Genomic DNA, 24,690 nt, shown 5'->3' with positions numbered 1-24,690 from the left:
ACCGGTACCGGTACCGGATTCGGTCCCCGATCACGACAGCCGCGCGCGGTCCCCGGGTATTTCCGCCCCCGGGGCGGCGTCCGGCCCCGGCCGCCCCTGCGCTGCGGGGTCACCGCACCACGGCGCCACCGCTCCTGAGGGCCAGGACAGATCGTGGCGGACGACCGCGCCCGGCTCGGCCCCGGCCCGGGCGACGAGGGCGCCGCCCGGCGCCCAGAAGCCCGACCCGCCCGAGGTCCGCGGGTACTCGCCGCTGGCCCCGGCCGAGGTGGCCAGCACGCCCCACACCCTGTGCGCGGCGGCCCGGTCGCGGACCTGGCCGTCCCGCCGGGCGAGCGCCACCGGGTCGTCGCCGTACAGGGTGGAGGCGACGTAGACGGCGATGCCGAGCGCGGCCAGCTGCTCGGCGTGCTCGGGGAACGCGGCGTCCGCGCAGATCGCCAGGCCCAGCCGCCGGCCTTCCAGTTCCAGCACCGCGGGCTTCTCGCCGGGGGTGAAGCGGTCGCCCTCCGCTCCGTGCAGCCGGGTCTTCCGGCAGACGACCTCGGCGCAGACGGGCTGGGCGACGGCAACGGTCAGGGGCTCGGGCGCGGGCACGGTGGGGCATCCGAGGGGGTGATCAGGGGTGGAGATCACGATCAACCTAGGGGCCGTCGGGGAACCGGGCAAGCTTCATTCGAAAAGGTGAAGATCGCGAGCCGGAGGCCCATTGGCGGCGGCCCGGCCCGTCCGGCTTCGTACGCTCGTACGCGGATCGGGGGAACGGTCACGACGGCGCTCGCGTGCGGCGTGCGGCGCAGGACGCGCGGCCCGCGGCACCCGTCGCCACGCAGGGGGCGGGCATGACAGCACCAGGGCACCACCGCGGCGAGCACCACGGCGGCGGGCACCACGGCGGCGGGCACCACACCGGCGAACGCCACGACAGCGAACGCCACGGCGGCGGGCACCACACCGGCGAACGCCACGACGGCGAACGCCACGACGGCGCCGACGGCAACGGGCCCCGCAGGGATCGCAGGAGCAGCACCGGCCTGAGCCGGCGCGAACTGCTCGGCGCCTCGGCCGCGCTCGGCGGGGCCGCCTGGCTGCTGCGCGGCACGATCGGCCCGGACCACGCGCAGGCCGTCACCCCGGCGCCGCCCGGACTGCCCGCCGGTACCGAGCTGTACCAGCGGGTCTACCAGAACTGGTCCGGCGAGGTCCGCACCGACCAGCTCTGGACCTGCGCCCCGCGCACCCCCGAGGAGGTGCCCCTGCTCGCCGACTGGGCCCACGCCAACGGCTGGCGGCTGCGCGCCCAGGGACACCGGCACACCTGGGCCCCGCTCACCGTCGCCGACGGCACCCCCGAGAGCGCCCGCCTCCTGCTGCTCGACACCACCCGCCACCTCACCGCGATCACCGCCGACTCGCCGGACACCGTCCGGGTCCAGACCGGCGCCACCATGGAGGACCTGCTCGCCCACCTGGCCGGCCGCGGCCTCGGCGTCGCCAACTGCCCCGCGCCCGGCGAGCTGACCGTCGGCGGGGTGCTCGCCATCGGCGGCCACGGCACCGCCGCCCCGGCCGCCGGCGAGACCCGCCCGGACGGCCAGGGCTACGGCTCGCTGAGCAACCAGGTCACCCGGCTGACCGCCGTCGTCCACGACCCCGGCACCGGCCGCTACACCCTGCGCACCTTCGACCGCGCCGAGGCCGACAGCGCCGCGTTCCTCGTCCACCTCGGCCGGGCCTTCCTGACCGAGGTGGTGCTCCGGGCCGGCGCCGACCGGCAGCTGCGCTGCGTCAGCCGGCTGGACATCCCGGCGAGCGAACTCTTCGCCCGCCCGGGCACCTCCGGCCCCCTCGGCCGCCGACCGCGCACCTTCGCCGACTTCGTCGAGCGCGACGGCCGTGCCGAGGCGATCTGGTTCGCCTACACGGACCGCCCTTGGCTGAAGACCTGGAGCGTCGCCCCGGAGCGCCCGTTCGCCTCCCGTGCCGTCGAGGAACCGTACAACTACCCCTTCTCCGACAACATCCCGGAACCGGTCGCCCGGCTCGCCGGCCAACTCGTCGCCGGCTCCTGGTCGTCGGCCCCGCTCTTCGGCCAACTCCAATACCTGGTAGCCACGGTGGGGCTCACCGGGGACCTCACCGACGTCCTGCTCTCCGGCGGTCTGATCCGCGACCTGCTCACCGGCGAGGTGCTCACCCACCTGCTCGCCGGGGGCCTGCGCTCCGACCTCTGGGGCCCCTCCCGCACCCTGATGCAGTACGTCCGCCCCACCACCCTGCGGGTCACCGCCAACGGCTACGCCGTCCTCGCCCGGCGCGCCGACCTCCAGTGGGTGCTCGCCGAGTTCGCCGACCGCTACCGGCAGTTGCTCGCGGACTACCAGGCGCGCGGCGAGTTCCCGGTGAACGGCGCGGTCGAGATCCGGGTCACCGGCCTGGACGACCCCGCCGCCTGCGGTGTCCCCGGCGCCCGGCCGCCACTGCTCTCCGCGCTGCGCCCCCGGCCCGACCGGCCCGAATGGGACACCGCCGTCTGGCTCGACGTCCTCGCCTTCCCCGGCACGCCCGGGCTGCACAGCTTCGCCCGCGAGCTGGAACAGTTCCTGCTGCGCACCTTCGACGGCACCCGGGCCGGCCTGCGCGTCGAGTGGTCCAAGGGCTGGGCCTACACCTCCGACGCCGCCTGGGCCGACCCGGACGTGCTCGGCCGGGTCATCCCCGCCAGCCACCGCGACGGCGGCGGCCCCGGCTGGGACGAGGCGATCGCCGTACTGGATCGCCACGACCCGCACTGGGTCTTCGGAAACCCTTTCCTGGACCGGCTGTTGACGAACTGACGGTCGGTCCATCCGGCGCGGGCCGCCCGGCGGCGGGGAGCGCCGCTCCGGTCAGACGTGCTCCATCACGATCACGGCCAGTGTGCCGGGCTCCAGCGCGCGGAAGACGTGCGGGGCGTCGCCCGGGTAGCTCACGTAGTCGCCCGGGCCCAGCTCGACCGGCGCCTCCGACGGGCCGACCAGCGCACGCCCCGCGCCGATCAGGAGGTGCTCGACCGTGCCCGGCATGTGCGGATCGGAGGCGCGGGTCTCGCCCGGCTGCGCCTCGATCCGGTAGATGTCGCGGCGGGCGTTGGGCGGGCAGGAGGCCAGCAGGGTGGCGGCGTAGTCGGCCCGCTCGGAGTGGGTGACCGGCCCCTCGCCGGCCCGGATCACCCGCACCACCGGCCGCGGCGGGTCGACGAGCCGGCTGAACGGCACGTCCAGCGCGACGCCGAGCGCCCAGAGCGTCTCCACACTGGGGTTGCCGGCGCCGGACTCCAGCTGGGAGAGCGTGGACTTGGCGATCCCGGCCCGCCGGGCCAGCTCGGCCATCGAGAGTCCGACGCGCTCGCGCTCGCGCCGGATCGAGGCGGAGATCAGGCCGATCAGCTCCGAACCGGACGTGGACGGCCCGCCGTTGTCGCCCGAGCCGCCGCCCGGCCTGCTTGCGCCGCTCGCGCCGGTGGCCGTCCCCCGGGCGCCCGCCCCGCCGGCGCCGCTCGCTCCGCTGCCGCCGCCGGGGCCGGTTCCGCCGCTGCCCACACTCATCCGCGTTCGCTCCACAGGTCCATGTGTTCGCCTTGACGAACGACAGCCATCGGGTTCACTCTACTGGACATGCGTTCGCTCCTCCGAACACTCGACCGTTCCACGCTGCGTGACATCGCCCTGGTCTGCGTGGCCGACGCCCTGGTCGGTGCCTCCTTCGGTGCCATCAGCGTCTCCGGCGGCCTGCCGCCCTGGGTGCCGATCGCCATGTCCGTGCTGGTCTTCGCGGGCGGCTCCCAGTTCGCGGCCGTCGGCGTGGTCCTCTCCGGCGGCGGTGCGCTCGCCGCCGTCGCCACCGGCCTGGTCCTCAACGCCCGCCTGCTGCCGTTCGGCTTCACCGTCGCCGGCGTCCTCGACGGACCCTGGTGGCGGCGGCTGCTCGGCGCGCAGCTGCTGACCGACGAGTCGGTCGCCTTCGCCCTGCTCCAGCCCGACCGGCGCCGCCGTCGGGCCGCGTTCTGGCTCTGCGGGGTCGCCCTGTTCGTGGTCTGGAACGCCGCCGTCGTGCTCGGCGCCGCCGCCGGCGGCCTCATCGGTGACACCGACGCCCTCGGGCTCGACGCCGCCTTCCCCGCCGTCCTGCTCGCGCTCGTCCTGCCCTCGCTCACCGACCCGCGCACCCGCGCCGCCGCCCTGGCCGGCGCCGCCGTCGCGGTCGCCGCCACCCCGTTCTTGCCGGCCGGCCTGCCCGTCCTGCTCGCCCTCCTCGGCCTGGTCTTCGCCGGCCGGGGCCCGGCCCGCCCGGCCGGGGAGCAGCCCGCCGGTCAGGCACCCGTGCCGATCGCCGAAGAGGTCCGCTGATGCCCCTGCTCGCCGTCCTCCTGCTGGCCGCCGGCACCTACGCCTTCCGGATCGCCGGTCCCGCCCTCGGTCACCGGCTCACCCTCTCCGACCGGCTGCGCCACCTGCTCGCCGTGGCCGCCGCCGTGCTGCTGGTCGCCCTCGTCGCCACCGGCGCCCTCACCCGGGGTCACGACTTCGCCGGCTGGGCCCGGCCCGCCGGCGTACTGGTCGCCGGGCTGCTCGCGCTGCGCCGCGCGCCGTTCCCGGTCGTGGTGGTGGCGGGCGCAGCGACCACGGCGGTGCTCCGGCTCTGCGGGATCGCCTGACGCGGCGCCCACGGCCAGGGTGCGGCCCGCCGCCCTGGCCCGCCCTCGTGACGCACCGTCCCGCCCTGGCGGACCGCCTTGACCCGGCGCACCGTCCCGCCCTGGCGGACCGCCTTGACCTGGCGCACCGTCCCGGCCGCTGTCGGGCGGGGCGGCCCCTCGGGGCCGACCGCCTGGGCGCAGGCCCGGGTTCAGCCGGTGGCGCCTTCCGTCAGACGCTCCTGCTGGATCTCGGGCCGCTTGCTGTCCCAGAGCAGCTCCCAGACCTTGAACACGCAGTGGTAGTCCCGCATGCTGCCCTTGGAGATCAGCAGGTAGGTGTCGCCGTCCCGGAGCAGAGTGCGCTGGCGGCTGTTGAACGGGTGCTGCGGCGTGTACGTCGGCACGAGCCGCTTCAGCTCGGCGAGGGCCTCCTCGCGGGTGCCCTCGATCTCGGCGAGCACGTTGGTGCCCCAGATCCGGTCGTTGCCGGCGCCCTCGGTCTCCTGGACGACCAGTGCCCAGCGCGTCATGGCCCACCCCTCACTTCAGCTGCCGGAGCCTGCGAAAGCGATCATCCTATCGAGGTGGGGGAGGCCTTTCGGCGGGAAGTGCCGCCGGTGTGAGCGCCCTGACGAGGAGCGTGGTCGGGCGCGGGATGCCTCCGGTCCCGTGGCGTCCGCCGGTTCCGTGGCGTCCGACGGTTCCTCCGTGGTCAGCCGGTCGACTGTGGACATGCTCACTCCCTCGCCTCCGGCCGCCCGGAGCCCGGCCGCGTGCGGAATACTCGCCGGTACCCGCCGCGGCCGGTACCCCCGCCGGCCCCGGAGCGGGAGCGCGACCGGCCCGGACCGGTACCCGCCGAGACCACAAGGACGACAAGGAGCTTCGATGGCGAAGCAGCCCCGGATCGACCCGGCCGACCTCCTCGCCGTCGGTGACCTGCTCACCGACGAGGAACGACTGATCCGCGACACCGTACGGAAGTTCACCGAGGAGCGGATCCGCCCGCACCTGGCCGACTGGTTCGAGCGCGGCGTCTTCCCGGCCCGCGAACTCGCCCCCGAACTCGGCGCCCTCGGTGTGCTCGGCATGCACCTCGACGGCTACGGCTGCACCGGCTCCACCGCCGTCGCCTACGGGGTCGCCTGCATGGAGCTGGAGGCCGCCGACTCCGGGCTGCGCAGCTTCGTCTCCGTCCAGGGCTCGCTGGCGATGCGCTCGATCCACGCCTACGGCTCCGAGGAGCAGAAACAGCGCTGGCTGCCCGGCATGGCCGCCGGCGAACTCATCGGCTGCTTCGGCCTCACCGAGCCCGACTTCGGCTCCGACCCGGCCAACATGCGCACCCGCGCCCGCCGCAAGGGCGCCGGCGAGGGCGCCGACTGGGTGCTCTCCGGCTCCAAGATGTGGATCACCAACGGCAGCATCTCCGACGTCGCCGTCGTCTGGGCGCAGACCGAGGACGGCGTCCGCGGCTTCCTGGTCGAGCCCGGCACCCCCGGCTTCACCGCCACCGACGTGCACGGAAAGCTCTCGCTGCGCGCCTCGGTCACCAGCGAGCTGGCCTTCGACGAGGTCGTGCTGCCCGCCGACGCCGTCCTGCCCGGCGTGACCGGCCTGCGCGGACCGCTCTCCTCCCTCAACGAGGCCCGCTACGGCATCCTCTGGGGCACCGTCGGGGCCGCCCGCGACTGCTACACCGCCGCGCTCGACTACGCCAAGAGCCGCGTCCAGTTCGACCGCCCGATCGCAGGCTTCCAGCTCACCCAGCAGAAGCTGGTCGAGATGATGCTGGAGGTGGAGAAGGCCTACCTGGTCGCGCTGCGGATCGGCCGCCTGAAGGACGAGGGCGCGGCCCGCCCGGCCCACGTCAGCTTCGGCAAGCTCAACAACGTGCGCGCCGCGCTGGAGATCGCCCGCAGCGCCCGCACGGTGCTCGGCGCCAACGGCATCACCACCGAGTACCCGGTGCTGCGGCACGCCAACAACCTGGAGTCGGTGCTGACCTACGAGGGCACCAGCGAGATCCACACCCTTGTCCTCGGCGAGGCCATCACCGGCGAGTCGGCCTACCGCTGACCGCCGCTCCGCCCCCGAAAATCCGGTGGCCGGGCCGACGTCGGCCCGGCCACCGTCCCTCCCCATGACCAGCCGGACGCCCCTCACCTCCCCGACCACGACCCTCTGGCGCCCCACCGGGCCCGAGGAGTTGGCCCTGCCCAGCGCCGTCGCCCTCGACGTCGGCCCGCTGCTCGACCCGTACGACGCGGCCGAGCGCTGGGCCGTCGTCGAGGCCGACATGCCGTGGTTCGCCCACTCCTACGCGGCCGACCCGGCCCGCGTCCTGGACGTGGTCCTGCGCGCGGCCGGCCCGGTGGCCGCGCTGCGCCCCGCCGACCGGCGGTTCGTCCGGCTGACGGCTGACGGCTGACGGATGACAGACGCCGGCATCCGTCACCCGTTCGCTCGCCGTCGCCCGACGCTCCACCCGCCGCCGTCCGGACACCCGCCGTTCCCTCCGGTGACACCGGTCGGTACCCCGGGCAGTGCAGCATGTCGCGGTCGGCGGCGCCTGTGAGGGTGCGGCCGGGCGCACCGCGAAAGGAACCCCCACATGTCCATGCCTCCGCCGCCCCGACCCCGGGTCCTCGTCGTCGGGATCGACGGCGTCCGGTACGACCTGCTGGAGCAGGTCCCGATGCCGCGGCTGGCGGAGGTGGCCGAGGCCGGGTTCCTGGCCCCCGTCACGGTGGCGGAGTCCACGCCCACCATGTCCGGACCCTGCTGGGCCACCATCGTCACCGGCGTCGAGCCCGCCAAGCACGGCGTCTGGGGCAACCACCTGGCCGGCAACCGGCTCGACGTCTTCCCCGACTTCGCCACCCGCCTGGCCCGGCAGGACCGCCGCCGCACCTTCGTCGCCGCCGGCTGGGACCCGCTGATGATCAACGAGTCCGGCGGCCCGCTGTTCCGCGCCCCCGGCCGCCTCTCCTACGTCGCGCCCGCCGAGGACACCCCCGAGGCGTGGGAGGCCGTGGACGAGGAGGTCACCCGGGAGGCCGTGCACGTCCTCTCCACCGCCGACCCGGAGGCGTCCTTCGTCTACCTCGGCGCCGTCGACGAGACCGCCCACTTCCTCGGCTGCGGCGAGGAGTACCGGGCGTCCATGCGCACCGCCGACCAGCGCCTCGGCCGGCTGCTCGACGCCGTGCGCGGCCGGTCCGGCCACGCCGACGAGGCGTGGACGGTCATCGTCGTCACCGACCACGGCCACGTCGACCCCGGCGGCCACGGCGGCCGCACCCCCGAGGAGCGCACCGCCTGGGTGGCCTGCGCCGGTCCCGGCATCCCTGCGGCCCCGCCCGTCGGAGAGATCCGCCACCCGGACGTCGCCGCCCAGGTGTACGCGTCCCTCGGACGGCCCATCGACCCGCACTGGACGCTGGACGGCCGCCCGTTCCCGGTGGCCAGGCCCGTCCCGGCAGGTGCCTGAGAGCGCCCTCAACGGGCCCGCCGGGCGGATCGCCCGTCCCGGGGAACCCTGAGGCGGGGGCGCCGTGTGTCCCCCTGAAGGGGGAGACCGTCCCCCTACGGTCGGAGGGAGGGTCGCGACCTCCAGGTGACGCCCCGGCTGTCCACGGCGGGTCAGGATGGAGTCACCCCGACGGACCGGACGGCACCGCCGCCCGGCACGGGACCGCGAACACGCGGCGGACGGGCACGGCGCGGCCGGACGAGCGGCAGGCACTGCGGACACCGGCAGCGGTGGTACCGAACAGGAGAGGGCAGGGCGGGGCATGAACGGCATCGTGAGCAAGGTCGCACTCGGGATCGCGGGCACGGGCATGGCCGTCGCCGTCGCGGCCGTCGCGGTCGGCCCGCGGGTCTCCGAGTGGTACGACGGCCGCCACCAGGAGCAGGTCACCTACGCCACGGGCAGCGACGCCAAGGCCGGCCGGCACGCGACGCCGGCCTGGCTGCCCGACAACGCGTCCTCCGTCCGGTACCTGATGTCCACCACCGGCGACGACCGCCTGCTGAGCGCCACCCTTCCGGACGGCCGGCTGCCCGCCGGCTGCAACACCGTCGAGCCGGGCCGCAGCGCCCGGCCGGCGCCGGCCGCACTGAAGGCGGGCTGGTTCCCGGCGGGCGTCACCACGAAGGTCACCGGCACCTGCGGCCACTACAACGTCACCCTGACCGGCAACCAGCTGTACGCCTGGCAGGACGGCGCCGCCGTCCAGGCCGCCCAGCGCGCGGGGCGGCAGCCCAAGCACTGAGCCGGGCGACGGGCCGGGCGACGGGCCCGGCCGGGCGGCGGTGAGCCGCGCGGCCGTCCCCGGGTATCGCGAGCCCGGTCCGCCGGGGTAGGACGGAGCGAGGACAAACCCGCGCCCGCCCCGTGAGGAGCCCCATGCCTGGTCCGACCGCCGGCCCCGCCGGTGAGACGTCGACCGCCTCCACCAGCCCCGCCGGCTCCGGCCGCACCGGCAGTGCCCCCGGCCGCGCCACCGTCGCCGTCCTCGGCGGCCTCGTCGCCCTCGGCCCGCTCACCACCGACCTCTACCTGCCGGGCCTGCCCGCGATCGCCGAGGACCTCGCCGTCGAACCGGCCGCCGTCCAGCTCACCCTCACGGCCTCGATGTTCGGCGTCGCCGCCGGCCAGCTGATCTTCGGACCGCTCAGCGACCGCTTCGGCCGCCGCCCGCCGGTGCTCGCCGGACTCGCCGTCTACACCGTGGCCGGCGTCGTCTGCGTCATCGCCCCCACCCTGCCCGTCCTGGTCGCCGCCCGCTTCGTCCAGGGCGCCGCCGGCGCGGCGGGGCTGGTCATCGGCCGCGCCATCGCCCGGGACCGCTTCCAGGGCGTCGCCATGCTGCGCTTCCTCGCCTCGATCAGCCTGATATCCGGCCTCGCACCGATCCTCGCCCCGCTCTTCGGTGCGCAACTGCTCCGCGTCACCTCCTGGCGCGGCACCTTCGGCGCCCTCACCGCCCTCGGCCTGCTGCTCACCCTGATCGCCCTCGCCGCCCTGCGCGAGACCCTGCCGCACGCCGACCGCCACCGCGGCGGGCTCACCGGCACGCTGCGCACCATGGGCCGGCTGCTCGGCGATCCGCCGTTCCTCGGCCTCGTCCTGACCAGTACCTTCGCCTTCGGCTCGCTGTTCGGCTACATCAGCGGCTCCTCGGTGGTGCTCCAGCACGTCTACCACGTCTCGCCGCAGACCTACAGCCTGCTCTTCGGCCTCAACTCGCTGGCCATCGTGGGCGTCACCCAGCTCAACGGCCGCGTGCTGGCACGTCGCTTCACCGCCGGCGCCCTGATGCTCACGGGGCTCTGCGCGGCGGTCACCGCCGGGGTGGCCCTGGTCCTGGTCACCGCCGTCTGGGACGTCGGGCTGGCCGGGGTCTGCCCGGCCCTGTTCGTGCTGATGGGCAGCCTCGGCGTGATCCTCCCCAACACCGCCGCCCAGGCCCTCAGCCTCGTCCCGCCGCAGTCCGCCGGCTCGGCCTCGGCCCTCCTCGGCACCGGCAACTTCCTCTGCGGCGCGCTCGTGGCCCCGCTCAGCAGCCTGGGCGGCCGGCCGTCGGCGGTCCTGCTCGCCACGGTGGTCCTCGTCTGCGCCCTCCTCGCCGCCGGCTCCTGCCTCGTGCTCTGCCGCCGCGAGCCGGTGCCGGCCGGTGCGACGCCCGCGTCGGCGGGCTGAGGGGAGCGGCCGGCGCCGACGCGCCGCCGGGGGCGCCGCGACGGGTGGTCGCGGCACCCCCGGCGGGGTGGCCGGTCACTGCGGGACGGGCCCTACCGGCAGGGTCAGGCGATGGCGAAGTCGTCGCCGTAGACGTTGCCCTGGCCGTACCAGCCGTGCAGGTACACCGTGACGGTGCCGGAGGCGCCGGTGGTGAACGGGACGGCCAGCCTGGTCCAGCCCGAGGCGTTGGCCCAGGTGCCGGCGGTGGCGCCGCCGCTCACGCCGAGATAGGCGTAGTTGCCCTGCACCCAGCCGCTCAGCGTGTACGAGGTGTTGGGCTTGAGCGTCACGGTCTGCGCGCACTGGCCGGTCTGGCCGGCGCCGGCCGCCGCCTGGAGGGCGTAGGAGCCGGAGTGCGCCGGGGTGGAGACCGCCGCGCCGCCGCTCTGGCAGGTCCAGGGGGAGAGGCCGCCGGTCTCCAGGCCGCCGTTGACCAGGCCGCCGGGCGGGGTGCCGCCGGTGACGGTCAGGTTGTAGGTGCCGGTGTGGCTGCCGGAGGGGGCGTTGCCGGTGATCGTCAGCGGGTAACTTCCCGCTGCGGTGGCGGCGGTGGTGGTGATGTTGAGGGTGGCGGTGCCGCCGGCGGTGACGCTGCCGGGGGTGACGGTGGCGGTCACGCCGGAGGGGGCGCCGGTGACGGTGAGGTTGAGGCTCTGTGCGGATCCGGCCGCCACGGCGGTGGAGATGGTCGCGCTGGTGGACGAACCGGCGGTCACCGTACCGGAGTTCGGGTTCACGGCGACCGAGAAGTCGTTGCCGACCGGGGTGTTGCCGGTGAACGGCGCGAAGATGTGCGTGAAGTCCCAGGTGCCCTGGCCGATCCCGGAGCAGTCGTCCCGGCCGCCGGTGCCCGGGCAGCCGCCGTTGTCACGCTGGAGGGCCCAGAAGGAGAGCGTGTTGATGCCCTTCGAGACGGCCCAGTTGTACACCGTGGTGGCGTTGGCGACGGTGAAGGTCTCGGCCGCGCCGAAGTCGTCGATGCCGACCATCTCGGTGATGCCGATCGAACCCCACAGCTGGGCGGGGGTCTTGGCCGGGTAGAGCTTGGCCAGCTGGTTGTAGAGGCCGGTCGCCGCGGTCTGGGTGTCGGCGGCCATGTCGTGGGCGGCGTTGTCGTAGTAGTCGAAGGTCATCAGGTTGACGACGTCGATCCGGGCGTTGTTGCCGACCGCGTTCTTCAGCACCGCCAGGCCGCTGGGGGCCAGGCCGCCGGTGGTGGTCGGCAGCGTGTAGGAGAACCGGACCGAGCGGCCGTTGGCGGCGGCCCAGTCCTGCACCAGCTTGATCGCCTTGTTGCGGCGGTCGATGCCGGCGGTGTTGGTCAGCGAGTTGTCCTCGATGTCGAGGTCGATCCGGCTGATGTCGTAGGTGGTGATGACGTTCTCGAAGGCGGCCGCGATCTGGTTCACGTCCGTGCAGCTGTCGGCCAGTTCGGTGCCGGTGTTGTCGGCTGTGTAGCCGCCGAAGGACGGGATCACGTCGCCGCCGCCCGCCCGGATGGTGGCGATGTCGGTACCGAAGGAGGAGGGGGCGACGGGCAGCCCGGTGTCGCCGTTCCAGTACGGGGTGCACGAGCCCTTGGTGGCGGCCTGCAGGAACGCCATGGTCAGGTGCTTGGCGCCGGACTGGGCGGCCAGCGCGGCCGGGCTCTGGCCGGTCCAGGACTCGAAGTACGGGGCGAACACCCGGCTCGGCAGCGGGGTCGCGGCCTCGGCCGGTCCCGTGCCGGCGGCGGCCAGCCCGGCCGATGCGACCAGCGTGGCACAGGCGGTCAGGGCGGCCTGGATCGTTCTGCGTAGACGCATGGTTTCTCCGACAGACTTGGTGGGGCAGGACGTTGGTGAACTGCTGAACTGCGCTGCGGGAGTGCCGGTGCGCCGACTTTCCCGGTTGCCGACGTGCGGAGTCGCCGACGTGAGGTGCGGCCGGCATGCGGAATCGCCGACGTGCGGTCTCGCCGACGTGCGGAGGTGGGGGCGTGCGGGAGCCGTGGCGGGGCGGGCGTGCCGGTGCGCGGGCACGCGTACGCGTTCGGGGGCGGAGCAGGGCAGGGCAGGGCAGGGCCTCAGCCGCCGGTGGTCACACCCCCACAGTGCATCCCGGTCGGATCGACATGCATATGATTGGACTAGACCAGTCCCCTGTCAAGACTCCTGACAGTTCGTCAGCGGACAGCAGACGGGAGGCCTCCTGGAATCCAGGAGGCCTCCCGTTCGTCACTGCCGTGGTCGGAGCCCGTCGGCGGTGCACCCGTCCTTGTCGCCCCTGCAGGGGAGTTCGAACCCTGCGGGGGTGTGGTGTGCCGTGGCTGCGCGCAGGTCGTCGCGCGCGGCCACGGCCCGCCCGGCGCTCAGGACACCGGGCTGCACGAGGGGTGCGGATCCGGGCCGATCAGGCCGGAGGGCAGAGGGTGGCGCGCAGGGCATCGAGGATCTTTTCGGCCTTCTCGGCGCCGAAGCCCTGCGGGTGGTCCGGCGCGGTGAAGCGCTGGTTGGCCAGCTCGACCAGCTTGGCGCGGTCCTTGGGGAACTGGTACATCGACTGGCACTGGTTGCGGGCCCGGTCGACGGCCTGGTCGGGCTTGCCGCCGACGATCGCCGGGTCGATCGCGTTCAGTGCGGTGACCAGCTTGGCGGTGACGTCGTCGCCCGGCTTGGCGGGCAGTCCGGCGTCGGTCGGCGGGGCGGGCTTGGGCGGCGCCGGGGTCTCGGCGGCATCGGGGGCGCCGGGCGACGAGGCCGCTCCGGGCGACGATCCGTCGGGGGCGCCGGGGGTAGGGGTGGCCGGCGTGGTCGCGGTGGGCGGCGCGGTGGTGTCGCCGGTGGCCGGGGCGCTCGCGGCGCCGGAGGCGGGCGTGGTGGCGGCAGGGGCGGTGGGGGTGCCGCTCGCGGAGGCGCCGGTCGCGGTGGTGCCGGAGCCCGAGCTGGAGCAGGCGGCGAGGCTCACCGCGGCGAACGCCGTGAGGGTGGCGGCGAGGAGACGAGTGCGCATTCCGCCACACTGTCATGTTCGCGCCGCCCAAGGGAAGATCCTCAGACGTGGGAAAGGGGCCCGGGAAAGCAGGTGGGGGACGGGAGCGGACGGGGCAGGGGTCACGGGAGCGGGAGGCAGGCGCCGGTAGCGGCGTCGGGGAGCACGGGGGCGACGGCGCGGGCGGCGGAAGCGGGAGCGCGGCGGCCCGGGGGATCACCCCCGGAGCCGCCCCGCACCTGCCGGGCCCGGCCCGACCGGGCTCAGCCCAGCCCGTTGGTCTTCAGCCACTCCTTGGCCACCGCCGACGGGTCCTCCTTGTCGATGGCGACCTTCCGCATCAGTGACAGCAGCCCCGCCGTGTCCAGCTTGGCCGACACGGCGTTGAGCGCGGCCGTCGCGGTGGCGTCCACGCCCGCCTTGTTGACCAGCGGCGTGACGTTCTGCGCGCCGAACAGGCCCTTCGGGTCGGTCAGCGGCACGAGCTTCAGCTGGGCGATCTTCGGGTCGGTGGAGAACACGTTGCCGACCTGGATCGAGCCGTCCTTGACCGCGTTGGCGGTGGTCTCGCCGGTGGGCTTCCACTCCTTGAAGGTCAGCCCGTAGACGTCCTTGAGCGGCTGCTCCTGGCGGGACTTGAACTCCGGCGGGCCGCCGATGGTGAACTCGCCCGCCTTGGCGGCCAGGTCGGTGATGCTCTTCAGGTTGTACTTGTCGGCGCTCTCCTGGCTGATGCTCAGGGTGTCCTTGTCCTCGGCGGGCGAGGAGTCCAGGAGCCCCAGCGAGGCCGGCAGGGTCTTCGCCAGCGCGGCGTTGACGTCCTCCTTGGCCGGCGAGGACGCCGTGCCGCCCAGGTAGGTGAGGAGCGCGCCGTTGTACTCGGGCAGCACCGTCAGGCTGCCGTTCTGCAGCTGCCCGTAGAGCACCTCGCGGCTGCCGATGTTGAACTTCTCCTCGACCTTGACGCCCTTGGCCTTCAGCGCCTGCGAGTAGATCGAGCCGAGCAGCACGTTCTCGGGGAAGTTCGCCGAGCCGACCACCACGGTCGAGCCGGAGCCTGCGGAGCCGCCCGCGCCGGACGCGGCCGTCGACGAGGAGCCGCCGCCGAGCGGGTCGCCGCCGGAGGAGGAGCAGGCGGTGGCGCCGAGGGCGAGCGCGGCGAGGGTGGCGAGAGCCAGGGCCCGGCGGCCGCTTCTGCCGCGTGCGGAAGTCGACATGGTGATGTGTGTCCTTTCGAGTGCGTGAACGAGGATCAGTCGGCCCGGCGCTGGGCACGCAGCCCGGGCGGGAGTGCGTACCGGGCGAGCAGGGCGAAGAAGAGCTGGACGCCGACCGCGAGCAGCACCACCAGCAGTGCGCCGCCCGCCGTGACGGCGTAGTTCCGGGTGGCGAGCCCGTCGATGACGTAGCGGCCGAGGCCGCCGAGGCCGACGTACGCGGCGACCGTGGCCGTCGCGATCACCTGGACGGTCGCGGTCCGGAAGCCGGCCAGCAGGGTGGGCAGCGCGGAGGGCAGGCAGACCTGCCGGAGCACCTGCGGGTGCGTCAGCCCGACGCCGCGCGCCGCGTCCCGGACGTCCGGGTCGGTGCCGCGCACCCCCTCGACGGCGGCCACCAGCAGCGGCGGCGCGGCGAGCGCGACCAGCGGCACCAGGACGGCGGTGTCGCCGACCCCGGCCAGCAGAACCGCCAGCGTCACCAGCCCGAGCGTGGGCAGTGCGCGGGCGGCGCCGGCCAGCGAGGTCACGGCGGCCGCGCCGCGCCCGGTGTAACCGATCAGCAGGCCGAGCGGGACGGCCAGCAGGGCCGCCCAGAGCAGCGCCTCGCCGGAGAGCAGCAGGTGCTCGGTGACGCGGTGGGCGATGGAGTCCGGCCCGCTGCGGCGGTCCGGGGAGGAGAAGAAGTCCCCCAGCCAGGAGAACCAGTTCACCGGACGGCCCCCTTCTCCCGGACGGCCCACGGCGCGAGCAGCCGCCGGGCGCCCAGCAGCAGCAGGTCGACGGCCAGTGCCAGCAGGACGATCAGCACGATGCCGGCCACGATCGGGGTCGGGAAGGTGCGCTGGAAGCCGTCGATGAACAGGTAGCCCAGCCCGCCGCGGCCGATCAGCGCGCCGACGCTGGCCAGCGAGATGCTGGAGACCGCGGCCACCCGCAGCCCCGCCACCAGGTACGGCACGGCGGCGGGCAGTTCGACGGCGGCCAGCCGGTGCCACGGCCCGTAGCCCATCGCGGTCGCCGCCTGCCGGACCGGTTCGGGGACGGCGCGCAGCCCGTCCACCGTCGTCGGCAGCAGGACGGCCACGGCGTAGAAGGTGAGCGGGATCATCACGGTCGCCTGGGTGGCCAGCCCGGTGTAGGGGATGAGCAGCACGAAGACGGCCACCGAGGGCAGCGCGTAGACGACGTTGAAGACGGCGGCGAACGGCTGGTAGAGCCGGGGGAAGCGCGCGCAGAGCAGGCCGAGCGGGACGGCCAGCAGAAGGCCGATCAGCACCGGGAGCAGGGCGATCACCGCGTGGTCGGCGAGCAGGTCGCCGAGGTAGCCGAGGTGGTCGCCGATCCAGTACCAGCGGACGAGCGGTTCATCGTCCACCGCCGACTCCGTCCGTCGCGGTCCAGGTGGCTCCGTCCGGTGGGATCGAGGTGGTTCCGTCCGCCGGGGGCCGGGGGGCCGCCTTCGCGGGGGCGGGCGCCGCCGCCAGCGCGGTGAGGACGGCCTCGCGGCTCGCCGTCCCGGTGGCCCGGCCGTCGGTGTCCAGCGCGACGGCGACCCCGGCGGGGGAGAGGACGGTGGCGTCGAGCGCGCTGCGCAGGGTATCGGTCTCGGGCCGGTAGCCGGCCACCGGGTGCAGGGTGGCGGTGGCCGCGTCGCGGTCGATCCAGCCGATCGGGCGGCGCTCGTCGTCCAGTGCCAACTCCCAGCCGCCGTAGCGCAGTCCGTCGGACACCGGGCGGACGGTGACGGCGGTGGCGGGGCGCAGCCCGAGGCCGCGCAGGCCGCGGTCACGGCCGAGGAAGGCGGCCACGCCGTCGTCGGCGGGTGCGGTGAGCAGTGTGTGCGGGTCGGCGAGCTGGGCGATCCGGCCCTGTTCGCGCAGGACGACGACCTGGTCGCCGAGCCGCACGGCCTCCTCGATGTCGTGCGTCACGAACAGCACCGTCTTGTGCAGCTCGGACTGGAGCCGCAGCAACTCGTCCTGGAGCCCGGCGCGGACCACCGGGTCGACGGCGCTGAACGGCTCGTCCATCAGCAGGACCGGCGGGTCGGCGGCCAGGGCGCGGGCCACGCCGACGCGCTGCTGCTGGCCGCCGGAGAGTTGGAACGGGTACCGCTTGCCGGTCTCGGGCGCCAGCCCGACCAGCTCCAGCAGCTCGGCGGCCCGGGCGCGGGCCTTCTTGCGGTCCCAGCCGAGGAGGTAGGGGACGGTGGCGATGTTGTCGATCACCCTGCGGTGCGGGAAGAGCCCGGCCTGCTGGATCACGTACCCGATGCCGCGGCGCAGCTTGGCGGGCTCCAGCTGGGCGACGTCCGTGCCGTCCAGCAGCACCCGGCCCGAGGTCGGCTCGACCATCCGGTTGACCATGCGCAGCAGGGTCGTCTTGCCACAGCCGGAGGGGCCGACCAGCACGGTTATCCGGCCGGTGGGGACGTCGAGGTCCAGGCTCCCGACGGCGATGGTGCCGTCGGGGTGGCGCTTGCCGGCGCCGTCGAATCTGATCACGGGGAGTTTCCTCGTCTCGGTGCCCCGGGGTGGCGGCGCCGATGGTGGCGGTCTGTCGGTCGGTGGCGGTTTGTCGACACTTGACGGTGCGTAGCGCATCCGTCGGTCTGTCATATCAACTGCCCGGACGTTCTTCCGCCCGCGTGGCTGCCCAGCATCGGACCGGCGGAAACTCCGATCAGACTATGACCTGGATCATCTCCTGTCTCCGGCGTACCACTCGGGCGGGCCTCTCCGGCGCCGGACGACCGGCTGGTGAGGCTGGTGGGGCCGGTGGGGTGGGGCCGGCCGGTCCGGGGCCGACGGCCACGGTGGCCCCGGCCCCGCTCGGGCCGCGTCCGGCGGCCCCGCCGTGTCGAGCCCGGCTGAGCCCGGCCCCGTCCGGCCGGACCCGGGGCCTCAGCCGCCGGGCCGGGTCGGCAGCCCCGCGGCGGCCCAGCCGACGAAACCGCCGTCCAGGTCCGTCGCCCGGTGCAGCCCCAGCTCGCGCAGCGAGGCGGCGGCCAGACTGGAGGCGTAGCCCTCCGAGCAGACCACGACCACCTCCACGTCGTACCCCGCCGCCTCCGGGATCCGGTGGCTGCCGGTCGGATCGAGCCGCCACTCCAGCACATTGCGCTCGATCACCAGCGCCCCCGGGATCTCCCCCTCGGCCGCCCGCTGCGCCGCCGGCCGGATGTCCACCAGCAGCGCGCCGTCCAGCTGCGCCTGGTAGGCCTCCCGGGCCCGGGGCCGGTGGACGCCCTCGCGGGCACGCTCCACCAGGTCGTCAATCGTGGTCACCACTGCTCCGGTCCGTCCTGCGAGGTGCGGACCAGGCCGCCGGCCCGCAGGTCGTAGTGCGCCATCGAGCTCAGCGGCGGCGAGTAGGCGTGCAGGGTGACGGCCGGCCCTGAGGCCGTGTTGCGGACGTCGTGCACGTATTCGGGGCCGAACGCCCGGGCGGTGCCGGCCGGCACCCGGCGGATCAGCAGGCCCTGCTCGGGCCCGCGGAGCGAGAGCTCCTCCAACTCGCCGAGCGCGACGGTGAAAGCGCCGCGCGAGCCGCCGTGGTCGTGGAACCCGGTGGACTGGCCCGGCAGCCAGCTGATCAGCCAGACCTCGTGGTCCTCGTCGGCCGCCAGCCGCCGGTACCAGCGCTCGTCGGTGGAGAGCCGGACGTGCTGGATCCACCGGTCGGGCTGCTCGGCCAGCTCGCGGACGATCGTGCGCAGGGCGTTGGGCGTGAGCGGGGCGCGGGTCTCCTCGGCGGCGGCGGGCGCCGCCACCGCGGTCGCGGTGGTGGTGGACGTCGTGGTGTCTGCGATGTCGGCCGCGGCGTCGGCTGCGAGGTCCAGGCTCATGTGGGCGTCCTCGGGGAAGGCGGAGCGAGCGGAGGGCGGGTGGCCGTGCCCGGGCGCGGATGCAGGTGTGCCGCGGACGAGCGGGCGGGCACGGGTGCGCCGGGCGGGGCGCGTCAGGAATGCGGGTGCGGGTGCGCGGTGCGGGCCCTGGAAGACGTCACAGGGTGGGACCGGCGGGGAAAGGCAGGGTCAACAGGCACAGATGGAACTCGCCTGGCGTCGCAGATCGACGTGCAGGCGGCAGACCAGAGTGGTGCCGGAGTCCATGCGCCGGATCCTTCCCGACGGGAAGGGCACGAGTCAAGCGAGTCCGTCACCCCTGCGTGGCGCTCCGGGGTGCGGGCGGGGCCGGCGCCGGGACGTGCGGCGGGGCGTGGGGGTTGTTCGGCGGGGCGTTCTGCTCGGTGCCCGGCTGCACGGTGGGCGCCGCTGCGCCCGGGGGCGGCGGCGCGGGGGAGGGCGCACCGGGGCCGGTGCCGGCCAGTGCCGCCTTGATCAGGGGCGCGGCCTGCTCGCCCAGGTGGCGGCCCAGCGTCTGGTAGGCGTCGAACTGCCGGTGGTCGAACCACTGGTCGCTGGTGGAGTCGTTGGGGAAGGCCGGGTTGGCCACCGCGTACGAATGCAGCTCGTAGGGCATGTCGGCGGTCAGCACGGCCTGGACGACGATCAGCGTGCCGAGGTTCCCGCCGCCCCCGCTCCCGCCGCGGGAGCGCTCGCCGTCCTCGCCGCCCCCGCCGTTCTCGCCGTTCTCGTCCGGGACGGTGAGCGCGTCCGGGTAGTGGATGGACCCGGTGATCACCGTTCGTGCGGAGAGACGCTCGGCCAGGCGTGCCGCCAGGCCGTGCAGCGACTGCCCGTCCGCGCTGCCGGGGATCAGCAGTTCGGGTTCGTGGAGGGTGATGGTGATGCCCAGCTCCTCGCGGGCGAGCGTGATCGCCGCCGCCAGCGTGGCCGCGTAGGAGGTGTCCCCGCTGGCGTCGATGCAGACCGCGGTGCGGACGCCGTGCCGGAGCAGCTCGACCAGCCCGAGGTTCTCGTAGTGGCCGCCGTCGGTGGTGAGCAGGAACCGGCCGTCCATCGGGAACCGCCCGCACAGCTCGCGCAGTTGGTACGGGAGCCGGCGGACGGCGGGCTGCGGCGCGCGCCGCCAGTCGCGGTCGGGTGCCCAGAGCGGTCCGAGGACGGCCGGGTTGGGCAGCCAGCTGCCGAGCCGGGCGTTGGTGACCGCGAACAGGCCCTGGTAGGCGCGGGACTGACGCCCCATCGCCGAGGAGAACGCGGCGCCCGAGACGGCCATCGCGGACTGCACGGTGAGGTCCCGGGCGATGTGCCGCCGGGTGCGCCGCTCCAGCAGGTCGGTCCGGGCGTAGCCGACGTCCGGCCCGCCCACGTAGTCGTACGAGAAGGTGAACGAGACGGCCCGGCGCCCGGGCGGCGTACGGGAGTTGCCGGAGAGGTTGGCCGCCGCCGCGAACACCACCTGCGGGAAGCCGGGGTGCCGGGCGCCGTAGTGGCTGAGCCGGGTCTGCTCGCGGAAGAAGTGGTACGGCCGGGCCAGCACCTCGCCGTCCTCGGTGGAGCGGCGGACGGCGAACGCGGAGGCGAGCCGGCGCCGGTAGAACGGGTGCAGGCCCATCCAGGTCTGGTCGAGGTTGAGCCCGACCGATCCGAGCACGAGCGGCAGCAGCACCTGGGCGGCGGCCGGCCAGGCGTGCCCGGTGGCGACCGCCCAGCCGAGGGCGAGCAGCGCGCCCGCAGACAGCGTGGCCAGCGCCGACCAGACGAGCAGGTACTCGGCGATCCGGCTGCCGATCCCGCCGCCGATGCGGCCGGCGCCGTGCACCAGCCCGCCGAGCGCCGCCGCGCCCTGCTCGACGGCCCGGCGCCCGTGCCAGAGGATGCCGAGCAGCACCGCGAGGTAGCTGAGCAGGACGGTGAGGCTGATGCCCGCGCCGGTCTGCCGGGCGCCGACCGCGAGCGCCGCCTGGAGCCGGACCGCGCCCCAGGCGAGCCCGGGCACCACCAGGACGCCGGCGGCCAGCAGCGCCGCCAGCGCCAGCGCGCCGTGGGAGAGCCGGCGCAGCGCGCGCGGCAGCAGGGTGTTCCAGCCGAGCAGCGAGAAGGCCAGCAGCCAGAGCAGCCAGCAGGCGACGGCGGCCGCGAGCAGCCCGAGCAGCGCCAGTAGGGCCGGCGCCCGGACGGTGAGCGGGCCGGGCGCGCCGGCCCCGCCGGTGCGCAGGCCGGCGGCGGCCAGGCCGCCGAGGTCGGCCAGCGGCACGAGGTGGTAGAAGCGGCTGAGCCCGAGACCGATCACCAGGACGGTGGCGAGCAGCAGGGTGAGCGCCGCGACCAGGCCGCGCAGCAGCGTCCCGAGGGCGACCAGCCACTGCCCGGCGCCGTCCGCCAGGTACTTGGCGTGCCGGCGCAGGTGGTCCTCCTCCGGGGAGCCGGGCTCCAGGACGTCGTCCGCCGTCAGGCCGGAGACGGCGTGCACCGGGCCGCCGGGCGCCGCGTCGCTGAGCGCCAGTTGCAGCGCGCCGACGGTGTAGCCGCCGCCGGAGACGGACACCAGGTAGCGGGCCTGTTTCAGCCAGGGCCGCAGCTCCTGGAGGGCGCCGAGGGTGATGCAGGCGGAGCGGATGCCGCCGCCGGAGACGCAGAACCCCAGCCGGGCGTGCTCCCGGCCCGGCGGCACCACGGCGCCGTTGCGCCAGCGGGCGCGGTGGTCGAGCGGCGGGCCCGCGCGGCGGCCGGGCGGCCAGTGCCCGCCGCGGGCGGTGGCCACCGGCCAGGGCGGGACCAGTGCGGGCGCCCCGGGGGTCACGGGGGGATCGGGGGGATCGGCGGCGGCCTCGGCCGGGTGGCGCAGCAGCGCGCGCAGTGCACGGTGGAGGGTGACGCCGACGATGACCAGGGCGATCGCCGCGGCCGGCAGGAGCAGCAGCCACCTGACGGCGGCGAGCGCGGACGCGGCGGCGAAGAGGGCGTCGGAGCCGGCCGCGTCCACCCCGTCCAGCCCCGCGCCCAGCAGTGCGTTCCCGGTGAGGCCGCAGGCACCCGCGAGCAGCCCGGCGCCGCCGCAGGCGAGCGCGGTGAGCCGCCAGTGCGGCCGGGTGAGCACGTACCGGCCCAGCAGCCCGGCCGCGGCGAGTGTCAGGGTGCAGCCGCCGAGCAGCCACCAGCCGGCCGCCAGGGCCGAGCGGTACGCCGGGAGCTGCCCGCCGGCCACGGCCTCGGCGGCCGCCCGGGTGCCGGCCAGCTCCAGGGCCACGCCCCGTACGGCGGGGGCCCAGTGGCGGTACAGCAGCCACCCCAGTGCGAGCGGCACCGGCACGCCGAGCGCGAGCAGCAGGCCGGCCCAGGGCGGCACCGGGCGGCGCGGAACAGACGCGGAGAGCTCCTCGGACACCGCCACCACGACCACCTCCCCGTGCACCCCCCGGGACCCGGCCGCCCGGGGCGGCGCGGATCACTGTCGGCCACTGCCCGGTGACGTACCGGAGCAGCATCATGGCGCGTACTACCCCGATACGCAGTACCCCGCACAGGATTCACCCGGATGAGTAAGGAGAGTCCTAGCGGGGTAGATGACCGTTTCATCCCATCTACTCGACCCTGCGTGTCCGCGTGAGAAGACCGCCCCAGCCGCGATGCGTCCGACGTATTGTCAGGCCACCGAGGCCGGGCCTACGGTCTACGCACCACGTTCTACGCACGTAGATGCGTTGGCCGGCACACGTGTGAACCCGCAGCCAGAACCGCCCCGTCAACCCTCAGACCGCAGGCCCGACCCCCCCGGCCGGGCCACGGAGTTGCGGAGGTACCCATGTCGCAGATCGTCCGCGCCGCCCTCGTCCAGACCCGGTGGACCGGGGACCAGGAGACGATGATCGCCCTCCACGAGCGGTACGCCCGTGAGGCCGCCGCCCAGGGTGCGAAGATCATCGGATTTCAGGAGGTGTTCAACGCCCCCTACTTCTGTCAGGTCCAGGAGCCCGAGCACTACCGCTGGGCTGAGGCCGTGCCCGACGGCCCCACCGTCCGCCGGATGCAGGACCTCGCCCGCGAACTCGGCCTCGTCGTGGTCGTCCCCGTCTACGAGGAGGACCAGCCCGGCGTCTACTACAACACCGCCGCCGTGATCGACGCCGACGGCCGCTACCTCGGCAAATACCGCAAGCACCACATCCCCCAGGTCAAGGGCTTCTGGGAGAAGTACTACTTCAAGCCCGGCAACCTCGGCTGGCCCGTCTTCGACACCGCCGTCGGCAAGGTCGGCGTCTACATCTGCTACGACCGCCACTTCCCCGAGGGCTGGCGCGCCCTGGGTCTGGCCGGCGCCCAGATCGTCTACAACCCCTCCGCCACCAGCCGCGGCCTCTCCGCCTACCTGTGGCAGCTCGAACAGCCCGCCGCCGCCGTCGCCAACGAGTACTTCGTCGCCGCCATCAACCGGGTCGGCACCGAGGAGTACGGCGACAACGACTTCTACGGCACGTCCTACTTCGTCGACCCGCGCGGCCAGTTCGTCGGCGACGTCGCCTCCGACAAGGAGGAGGAGCTCGTCGTCCGCGACCTCGACCTCGACCTCATCGAAGAGGTCCGCCGGCAGTGGGCGTTCTACCGCGACCGCCGCCCCGAGGCCTACGGGCCCCTGACCGAGGCGTGAGAGGGGCCGCACCGTGACCACCCGTACCGTCATCCGTGGCGGCCTCGTCATCACCGCCGCCGACGAACTCCACGCCGACGTCCTGGTCGAGGGCGAACGCATCGTGGCCCTCGCCGCCACCGGCAGCGACGCCGCCCTCGCCTGGACCGCCGACACCGTCATCGACGCCACCGGCCACTACGTCATCCCCGGCGGCGTCGACGCCCACACCCACATGGAGCTGCCGTTCGGCGGCACCGCCGCCTCCGACACCTTCGAGACCGGCACCCGCGCTGCCGCCTGGGGCGGCACCACCACCATCGTCGACTTCGCCGTCCAGCCCGTCGGCGGCTCCCTGCGCGAGGGCCTCGACGCCTGGCACGCCAAGGCCGACGGGAACTGCGCCGTCGACTACGCCTTCCACACCATCGTCTCCGACGTCAACGACGGCGTCCTCAAGGAGATGGACGCCCTCGTCGACTCCGGCGAGTCCACCTCCTTCAAGCTCTTCATGGCCTACCCCGGCGTCTTCTACAGCGACGACGGACGCATCCTGCGCGCCATGCAGCGCGGCGCCGCCAACGGCGGGCTGATCATGATGCACGCCGAGAACGGCATCGCCATCGACGTGCTGGTCGAACAGGCCCTCGCCGCCGGCCGGACCGCCCCCCGGTACCACGGAGAAGTCCGCCGCGAACTCCTGGAGGCCGAGGCCACCCACCGCGCCATCAAGCTCGCCCAGGTCGCCGGCAGCCCCCTCTACGTCGTCCACGTCTCCGCCGCCTCCGCGCTCGCCGAACTCACCCGCGCCCGCGACGACGGCCACAACGTCTTCGGCGAGACCTGCCCCCAGTACCTCTTCCTCTCCACCGACAACCTCGCCGAGGAGGGCGCCGACGGCTTCGAGGGCGCCAAGTACGTGTGCAGCACCCCGCTGCGGCCCCGCGAACACCAGGCCGCACTCTGGCGCGGCCTGCGCACCAACGACCTCCAGGTGGTCTCCACCGACCACTGCCCGTTCTGCTACGTGGGCCAGAAGGAGCTCGGCCGCGGCGACTTCTCCAAGATCCCCAACGGCCTGCCCGGCGTGGAGAACCGCATGGACCTCCTCCACCAGGCCGTGGTCGACGGACACCTCACCCGCCGCCGCTGGATCGAGATCGCCTGCACCACCCCGGCCCGGATGTTCGGCCTCCACCCGCGCAAGGGCACCATCGCCCCCGGCGCCGACGCCGACCTGGTCGTCTACGACCCCACCGCCGTGCAGACCGTCTCCGCCGCCACCCACCACATGAACGTCGACTACTCGGCCTACGAAGGCCGTCGACTCACCGGCCGCGCCCGGACGGTGATCTCCCGAGGCGCCGTCGTCCTCGACGACGGCCGGTGGCTCGGCCGCGCCGGCCACGGCACCTTCCTGCGCCGCGACACCTGCCAGTACCTGGTCTGACCCCGGTCCGACCTCCGCCGCCGCCCGGGGCCGGGCTCTCCGGCCCCAGGCCCGGCACACCCGCCCGGTCCGGCAGACCCACCCGGCCCCGGCCGCACGCCCGCCCGGGCCCGGAGCCCGGCACC

General features: G+C 74.7%; 22 protein-coding genes and 1 pseudogene. 10 read left to right on the top strand and 13 right to left on the bottom strand.

What is annotated here, in order from left to right; all coding sequences use genetic code 11:
• Window positions 1-30 precede the first annotated feature (30 nt).
• Window positions 31-597 carry a carbon-nitrogen hydrolase family protein gene (locus tag OG286_RS09800; protein ID WP_405362223.1) on the bottom strand — a complete coding sequence of 189 codons (567 nt, stop codon included), beginning with the start codon at window positions 595-597 and terminating at the stop codon, window positions 31-33.
• Between the two features lie 245 nt (window positions 598-842).
• On the opposite strand from OG286_RS09800, the gene OG286_RS09795 reads away from it, so the two are divergent.
• Window positions 843-2,837 (top strand): cholesterol oxidase substrate-binding domain-containing protein, encoded by a 1,995-nt coding sequence (locus OG286_RS09795; protein WP_405365050.1) that lies wholly within the window; start codon window positions 843-845, stop codon window positions 2,835-2,837.
• 51 nt (window positions 2,838-2,888) lie between these two features.
• Here the strand turns inward: OG286_RS09795 and OG286_RS09790 are convergent, their stop codons facing one another.
• Entirely contained in the window at window positions 2,889-3,425 is a 537-nt protein-coding gene (locus OG286_RS09790) for a helix-turn-helix domain-containing protein (protein ID WP_396320143.1), read from the bottom strand.
• Window positions 3,426-3,656: 231 nt separating this feature from the next.
• Between OG286_RS09790 and OG286_RS09785 the strand changes: the two genes are divergently transcribed.
• Window positions 3,657-4,388 (top strand): AzlC family ABC transporter permease, encoded by a 732-nt coding sequence (locus OG286_RS09785; protein ID WP_396319804.1) that lies wholly within the window; start codon window positions 3,657-3,659, stop codon window positions 4,386-4,388.
• Window positions 4,388-4,696, top strand: coding sequence for an AzlD domain-containing protein (locus tag OG286_RS09780; protein ID WP_396319805.1), 309 nt, complete (start codon window positions 4,388-4,390; stop codon window positions 4,694-4,696). The genes OG286_RS09785 and OG286_RS09780 overlap by 1 nt, the downstream gene beginning before the upstream one ends.
• Window positions 4,697-4,887: 191 nt before the next feature.
• Here OG286_RS09780 and OG286_RS09775 read toward each other — a convergent pair whose 3' ends face one another.
• On the bottom strand, window positions 4,888-5,208 hold the full coding sequence (locus OG286_RS09775; protein WP_396319806.1) for a hypothetical protein: 321 nt from the start codon (window positions 5,206-5,208) through the stop codon (window positions 4,888-4,890).
• 358 nt (window positions 5,209-5,566) lie between these two features.
• On the opposite strand from OG286_RS09775, the gene OG286_RS09770 reads away from it, so the two are divergent.
• From OG286_RS09770 to OG286_RS09750, 5 genes and pseudogenes are all read left to right on the top strand, one after another.
• Entirely contained in the window at window positions 5,567-6,757 is a 1,191-nt protein-coding gene (locus OG286_RS09770; RefSeq protein WP_405362226.1) for an acyl-CoA dehydrogenase family protein, read from the top strand.
• A gap of 136 nt (window positions 6,758-6,893) precedes the next feature.
• A pseudogene (locus tag OG286_RS09765) lies at window positions 6,894-7,109 on the top strand (DUF4343 domain-containing protein); the annotation flags it as partial.
• Window positions 7,110-7,292: 183 nt separating this feature from the next.
• Entirely contained in the window at window positions 7,293-8,171 is an 879-nt protein-coding gene (locus OG286_RS09760; RefSeq protein WP_405362228.1) for an alkaline phosphatase family protein, read from the top strand.
• Between the two features lie 316 nt (window positions 8,172-8,487).
• Complete coding sequence (locus OG286_RS09755) at window positions 8,488-8,958, top strand: hypothetical protein (RefSeq protein WP_396319810.1); 471 nt, start codon at window positions 8,488-8,490, stop codon at window positions 8,956-8,958.
• A 134-nt stretch (window positions 8,959-9,092) separates the two neighbouring features.
• Window positions 9,093-10,388, top strand: coding sequence for a multidrug effflux MFS transporter (locus tag OG286_RS09750; protein WP_396319811.1), 1,296 nt, complete (start codon window positions 9,093-9,095; stop codon window positions 10,386-10,388).
• Between the two features lie 104 nt (window positions 10,389-10,492).
• Here OG286_RS09750 and OG286_RS09745 read toward each other — a convergent pair whose 3' ends face one another.
• The 10 genes from OG286_RS09745 to OG286_RS09700 form a co-directional block, all read right to left on the bottom strand.
• A complete protein-coding gene (locus OG286_RS09745; protein ID WP_405362231.1) occupies window positions 10,493-12,235 on the bottom strand; it encodes a glycosyl hydrolase family 18 protein in 1,743 nt (580 codons plus the stop codon).
• Between the two features lie 586 nt (window positions 12,236-12,821).
• Window positions 12,822-13,421, bottom strand: coding sequence for a hypothetical protein (locus OG286_RS09740; protein WP_396319813.1), 600 nt, complete (start codon window positions 13,419-13,421; stop codon window positions 12,822-12,824).
• A gap of 242 nt (window positions 13,422-13,663) precedes the next feature.
• Window positions 13,664-14,617 carry an ABC transporter substrate-binding protein gene (locus OG286_RS09735; protein WP_396319814.1) on the bottom strand — a complete coding sequence of 318 codons (954 nt, stop codon included), beginning with the start codon at window positions 14,615-14,617 and terminating at the stop codon, window positions 13,664-13,666.
• 35 nt (window positions 14,618-14,652) lie between these two features.
• Window positions 14,653-15,330, bottom strand: a complete 678-nt coding sequence (locus OG286_RS09730; protein ID WP_405365048.1) for an ABC transporter permease — start codon at window positions 15,328-15,330, stop codon at window positions 14,653-14,655.
• Window positions 15,327-15,995, bottom strand: a complete 669-nt coding sequence (locus OG286_RS09725; protein ID WP_396319816.1) for an ABC transporter permease — start codon at window positions 15,993-15,995, stop codon at window positions 15,327-15,329. Before OG286_RS09725 ends, OG286_RS09730 begins: the two co-directional genes overlap by 4 nt.
• Window positions 15,985-17,124, bottom strand: a complete 1,140-nt coding sequence (locus tag OG286_RS09720) for an ABC transporter ATP-binding protein (protein ID WP_396319817.1) — start codon at window positions 17,122-17,124, stop codon at window positions 15,985-15,987. The genes OG286_RS09725 and OG286_RS09720 overlap by 11 nt, the downstream gene beginning before the upstream one ends.
• 399 nt (window positions 17,125-17,523) lie before the next feature.
• Window positions 17,524-17,910: a rhodanese-like domain-containing protein gene (locus OG286_RS09715; RefSeq protein WP_405365046.1), complete on the bottom strand. Its 387-nt coding sequence runs from the start codon at window positions 17,908-17,910 to the stop codon at window positions 17,524-17,526.
• A complete protein-coding gene (locus OG286_RS09710) occupies window positions 17,904-18,467 on the bottom strand; it encodes a cysteine dioxygenase (protein WP_396319819.1) in 564 nt (187 codons plus the stop codon). Before OG286_RS09710 ends, OG286_RS09715 begins: the two co-directional genes overlap by 7 nt.
• A 189-nt stretch (window positions 18,468-18,656) precedes the next feature.
• Window positions 18,657-18,734: a putative leader peptide gene (locus OG286_RS09705; protein WP_101948289.1), complete on the bottom strand. Its 78-nt coding sequence runs from the start codon at window positions 18,732-18,734 to the stop codon at window positions 18,657-18,659.
• Window positions 18,735-18,780: 46 nt separating this feature from the next.
• Window positions 18,781-21,885: a hypothetical protein gene (locus OG286_RS09700; RefSeq protein ID WP_405365044.1), complete on the bottom strand. Its 3,105-nt coding sequence runs from the start codon at window positions 21,883-21,885 to the stop codon at window positions 18,781-18,783.
• Window positions 21,886-22,293: 408 nt separating this feature from the next.
• Between OG286_RS09700 and OG286_RS09695 the strand changes: the two genes are divergently transcribed.
• Together OG286_RS09695 and hydA are read left to right on the top strand one after the other, a co-directional pair.
• On the top strand, window positions 22,294-23,136 hold the full coding sequence (locus OG286_RS09695) for a nitrilase-related carbon-nitrogen hydrolase (RefSeq protein WP_396319821.1): 843 nt from the start codon (window positions 22,294-22,296) through the stop codon (window positions 23,134-23,136).
• 13 nt (window positions 23,137-23,149) lie between these two features.
• Window positions 23,150-24,565: a dihydropyrimidinase gene (gene hydA, locus OG286_RS09690; protein WP_396319822.1), complete on the top strand. Its 1,416-nt coding sequence runs from the start codon at window positions 23,150-23,152 to the stop codon at window positions 24,563-24,565.
• The last annotated feature ends 125 nt before the right edge of the window (window positions 24,566-24,690 follow it).

Source organism: Kitasatospora sp. NBC_00039 (genome assembly GCF_045160625.1).
Classification (GTDB): Bacteria; Actinomycetota; Actinomycetes; order Streptomycetales; family Streptomycetaceae; genus Kitasatospora.
The sequence above is the reverse complement of the archived record's forward strand: the minus strand, read 5'-3'. Positions and strand labels throughout refer to the sequence as shown.

What these genes read in the sequence shown, in the direction of transcription:
- OG286_RS09775 (WP_396319806.1), bottom strand. Translation starts at nt 5,208, where the DNA reads ATGACGCGCTGGGCACTGGTCGTCCAGGAGACCGAGGGCGCCGGCAAC.
- OG286_RS09745 (WP_405362231.1), bottom strand. Translation starts at nt 12,235, where the DNA reads ATGCGTCTACGCAGAACGATCCAGGCCGCCCTGACCGCCTGTGCCACG.
- OG286_RS09795 (WP_405365050.1), top strand. Translation starts at nt 843, where the DNA reads ATGACAGCACCAGGGCACCACCGCGGCGAGCACCACGGCGGCGGGCAC.
- OG286_RS09780 (WP_396319805.1), top strand. Translation starts at nt 4,388, where the DNA reads ATGCCCCTGCTCGCCGTCCTCCTGCTGGCCGCCGGCACCTACGCCTTC.
- OG286_RS09705 (WP_101948289.1), bottom strand. Translation starts at nt 18,734, where the DNA reads ATGGACTCCGGCACCACTCTGGTCTGCCGCCTGCACGTCGATCTGCGA.
- OG286_RS09710 (WP_396319819.1), bottom strand. Translation starts at nt 18,467, where the DNA reads ATGAGCCTGGACCTCGCAGCCGACGCCGCGGCCGACATCGCAGACACC.
- OG286_RS09770 (WP_405362226.1), top strand. Translation starts at nt 5,567, where the DNA reads ATGGCGAAGCAGCCCCGGATCGACCCGGCCGACCTCCTCGCCGTCGGT.
- OG286_RS09760 (WP_405362228.1), top strand. Translation starts at nt 7,293, where the DNA reads ATGTCCATGCCTCCGCCGCCCCGACCCCGGGTCCTCGTCGTCGGGATC.
- OG286_RS09735 (WP_396319814.1), bottom strand. Translation starts at nt 14,617, where the DNA reads ATGTCGACTTCCGCACGCGGCAGAAGCGGCCGCCGGGCCCTGGCTCTC.
- OG286_RS09740 (WP_396319813.1), bottom strand. Translation starts at nt 13,421, where the DNA reads ATGCGCACTCGTCTCCTCGCCGCCACCCTCACGGCGTTCGCCGCGGTG.
- OG286_RS09695 (WP_396319821.1), top strand. Translation starts at nt 22,294, where the DNA reads ATGTCGCAGATCGTCCGCGCCGCCCTCGTCCAGACCCGGTGGACCGGG.
- OG286_RS09750 (WP_396319811.1), top strand. Translation starts at nt 9,093, where the DNA reads ATGCCTGGTCCGACCGCCGGCCCCGCCGGTGAGACGTCGACCGCCTCC.
- OG286_RS09785 (WP_396319804.1), top strand. Translation starts at nt 3,657, where the DNA reads ATGCGTTCGCTCCTCCGAACACTCGACCGTTCCACGCTGCGTGACATC.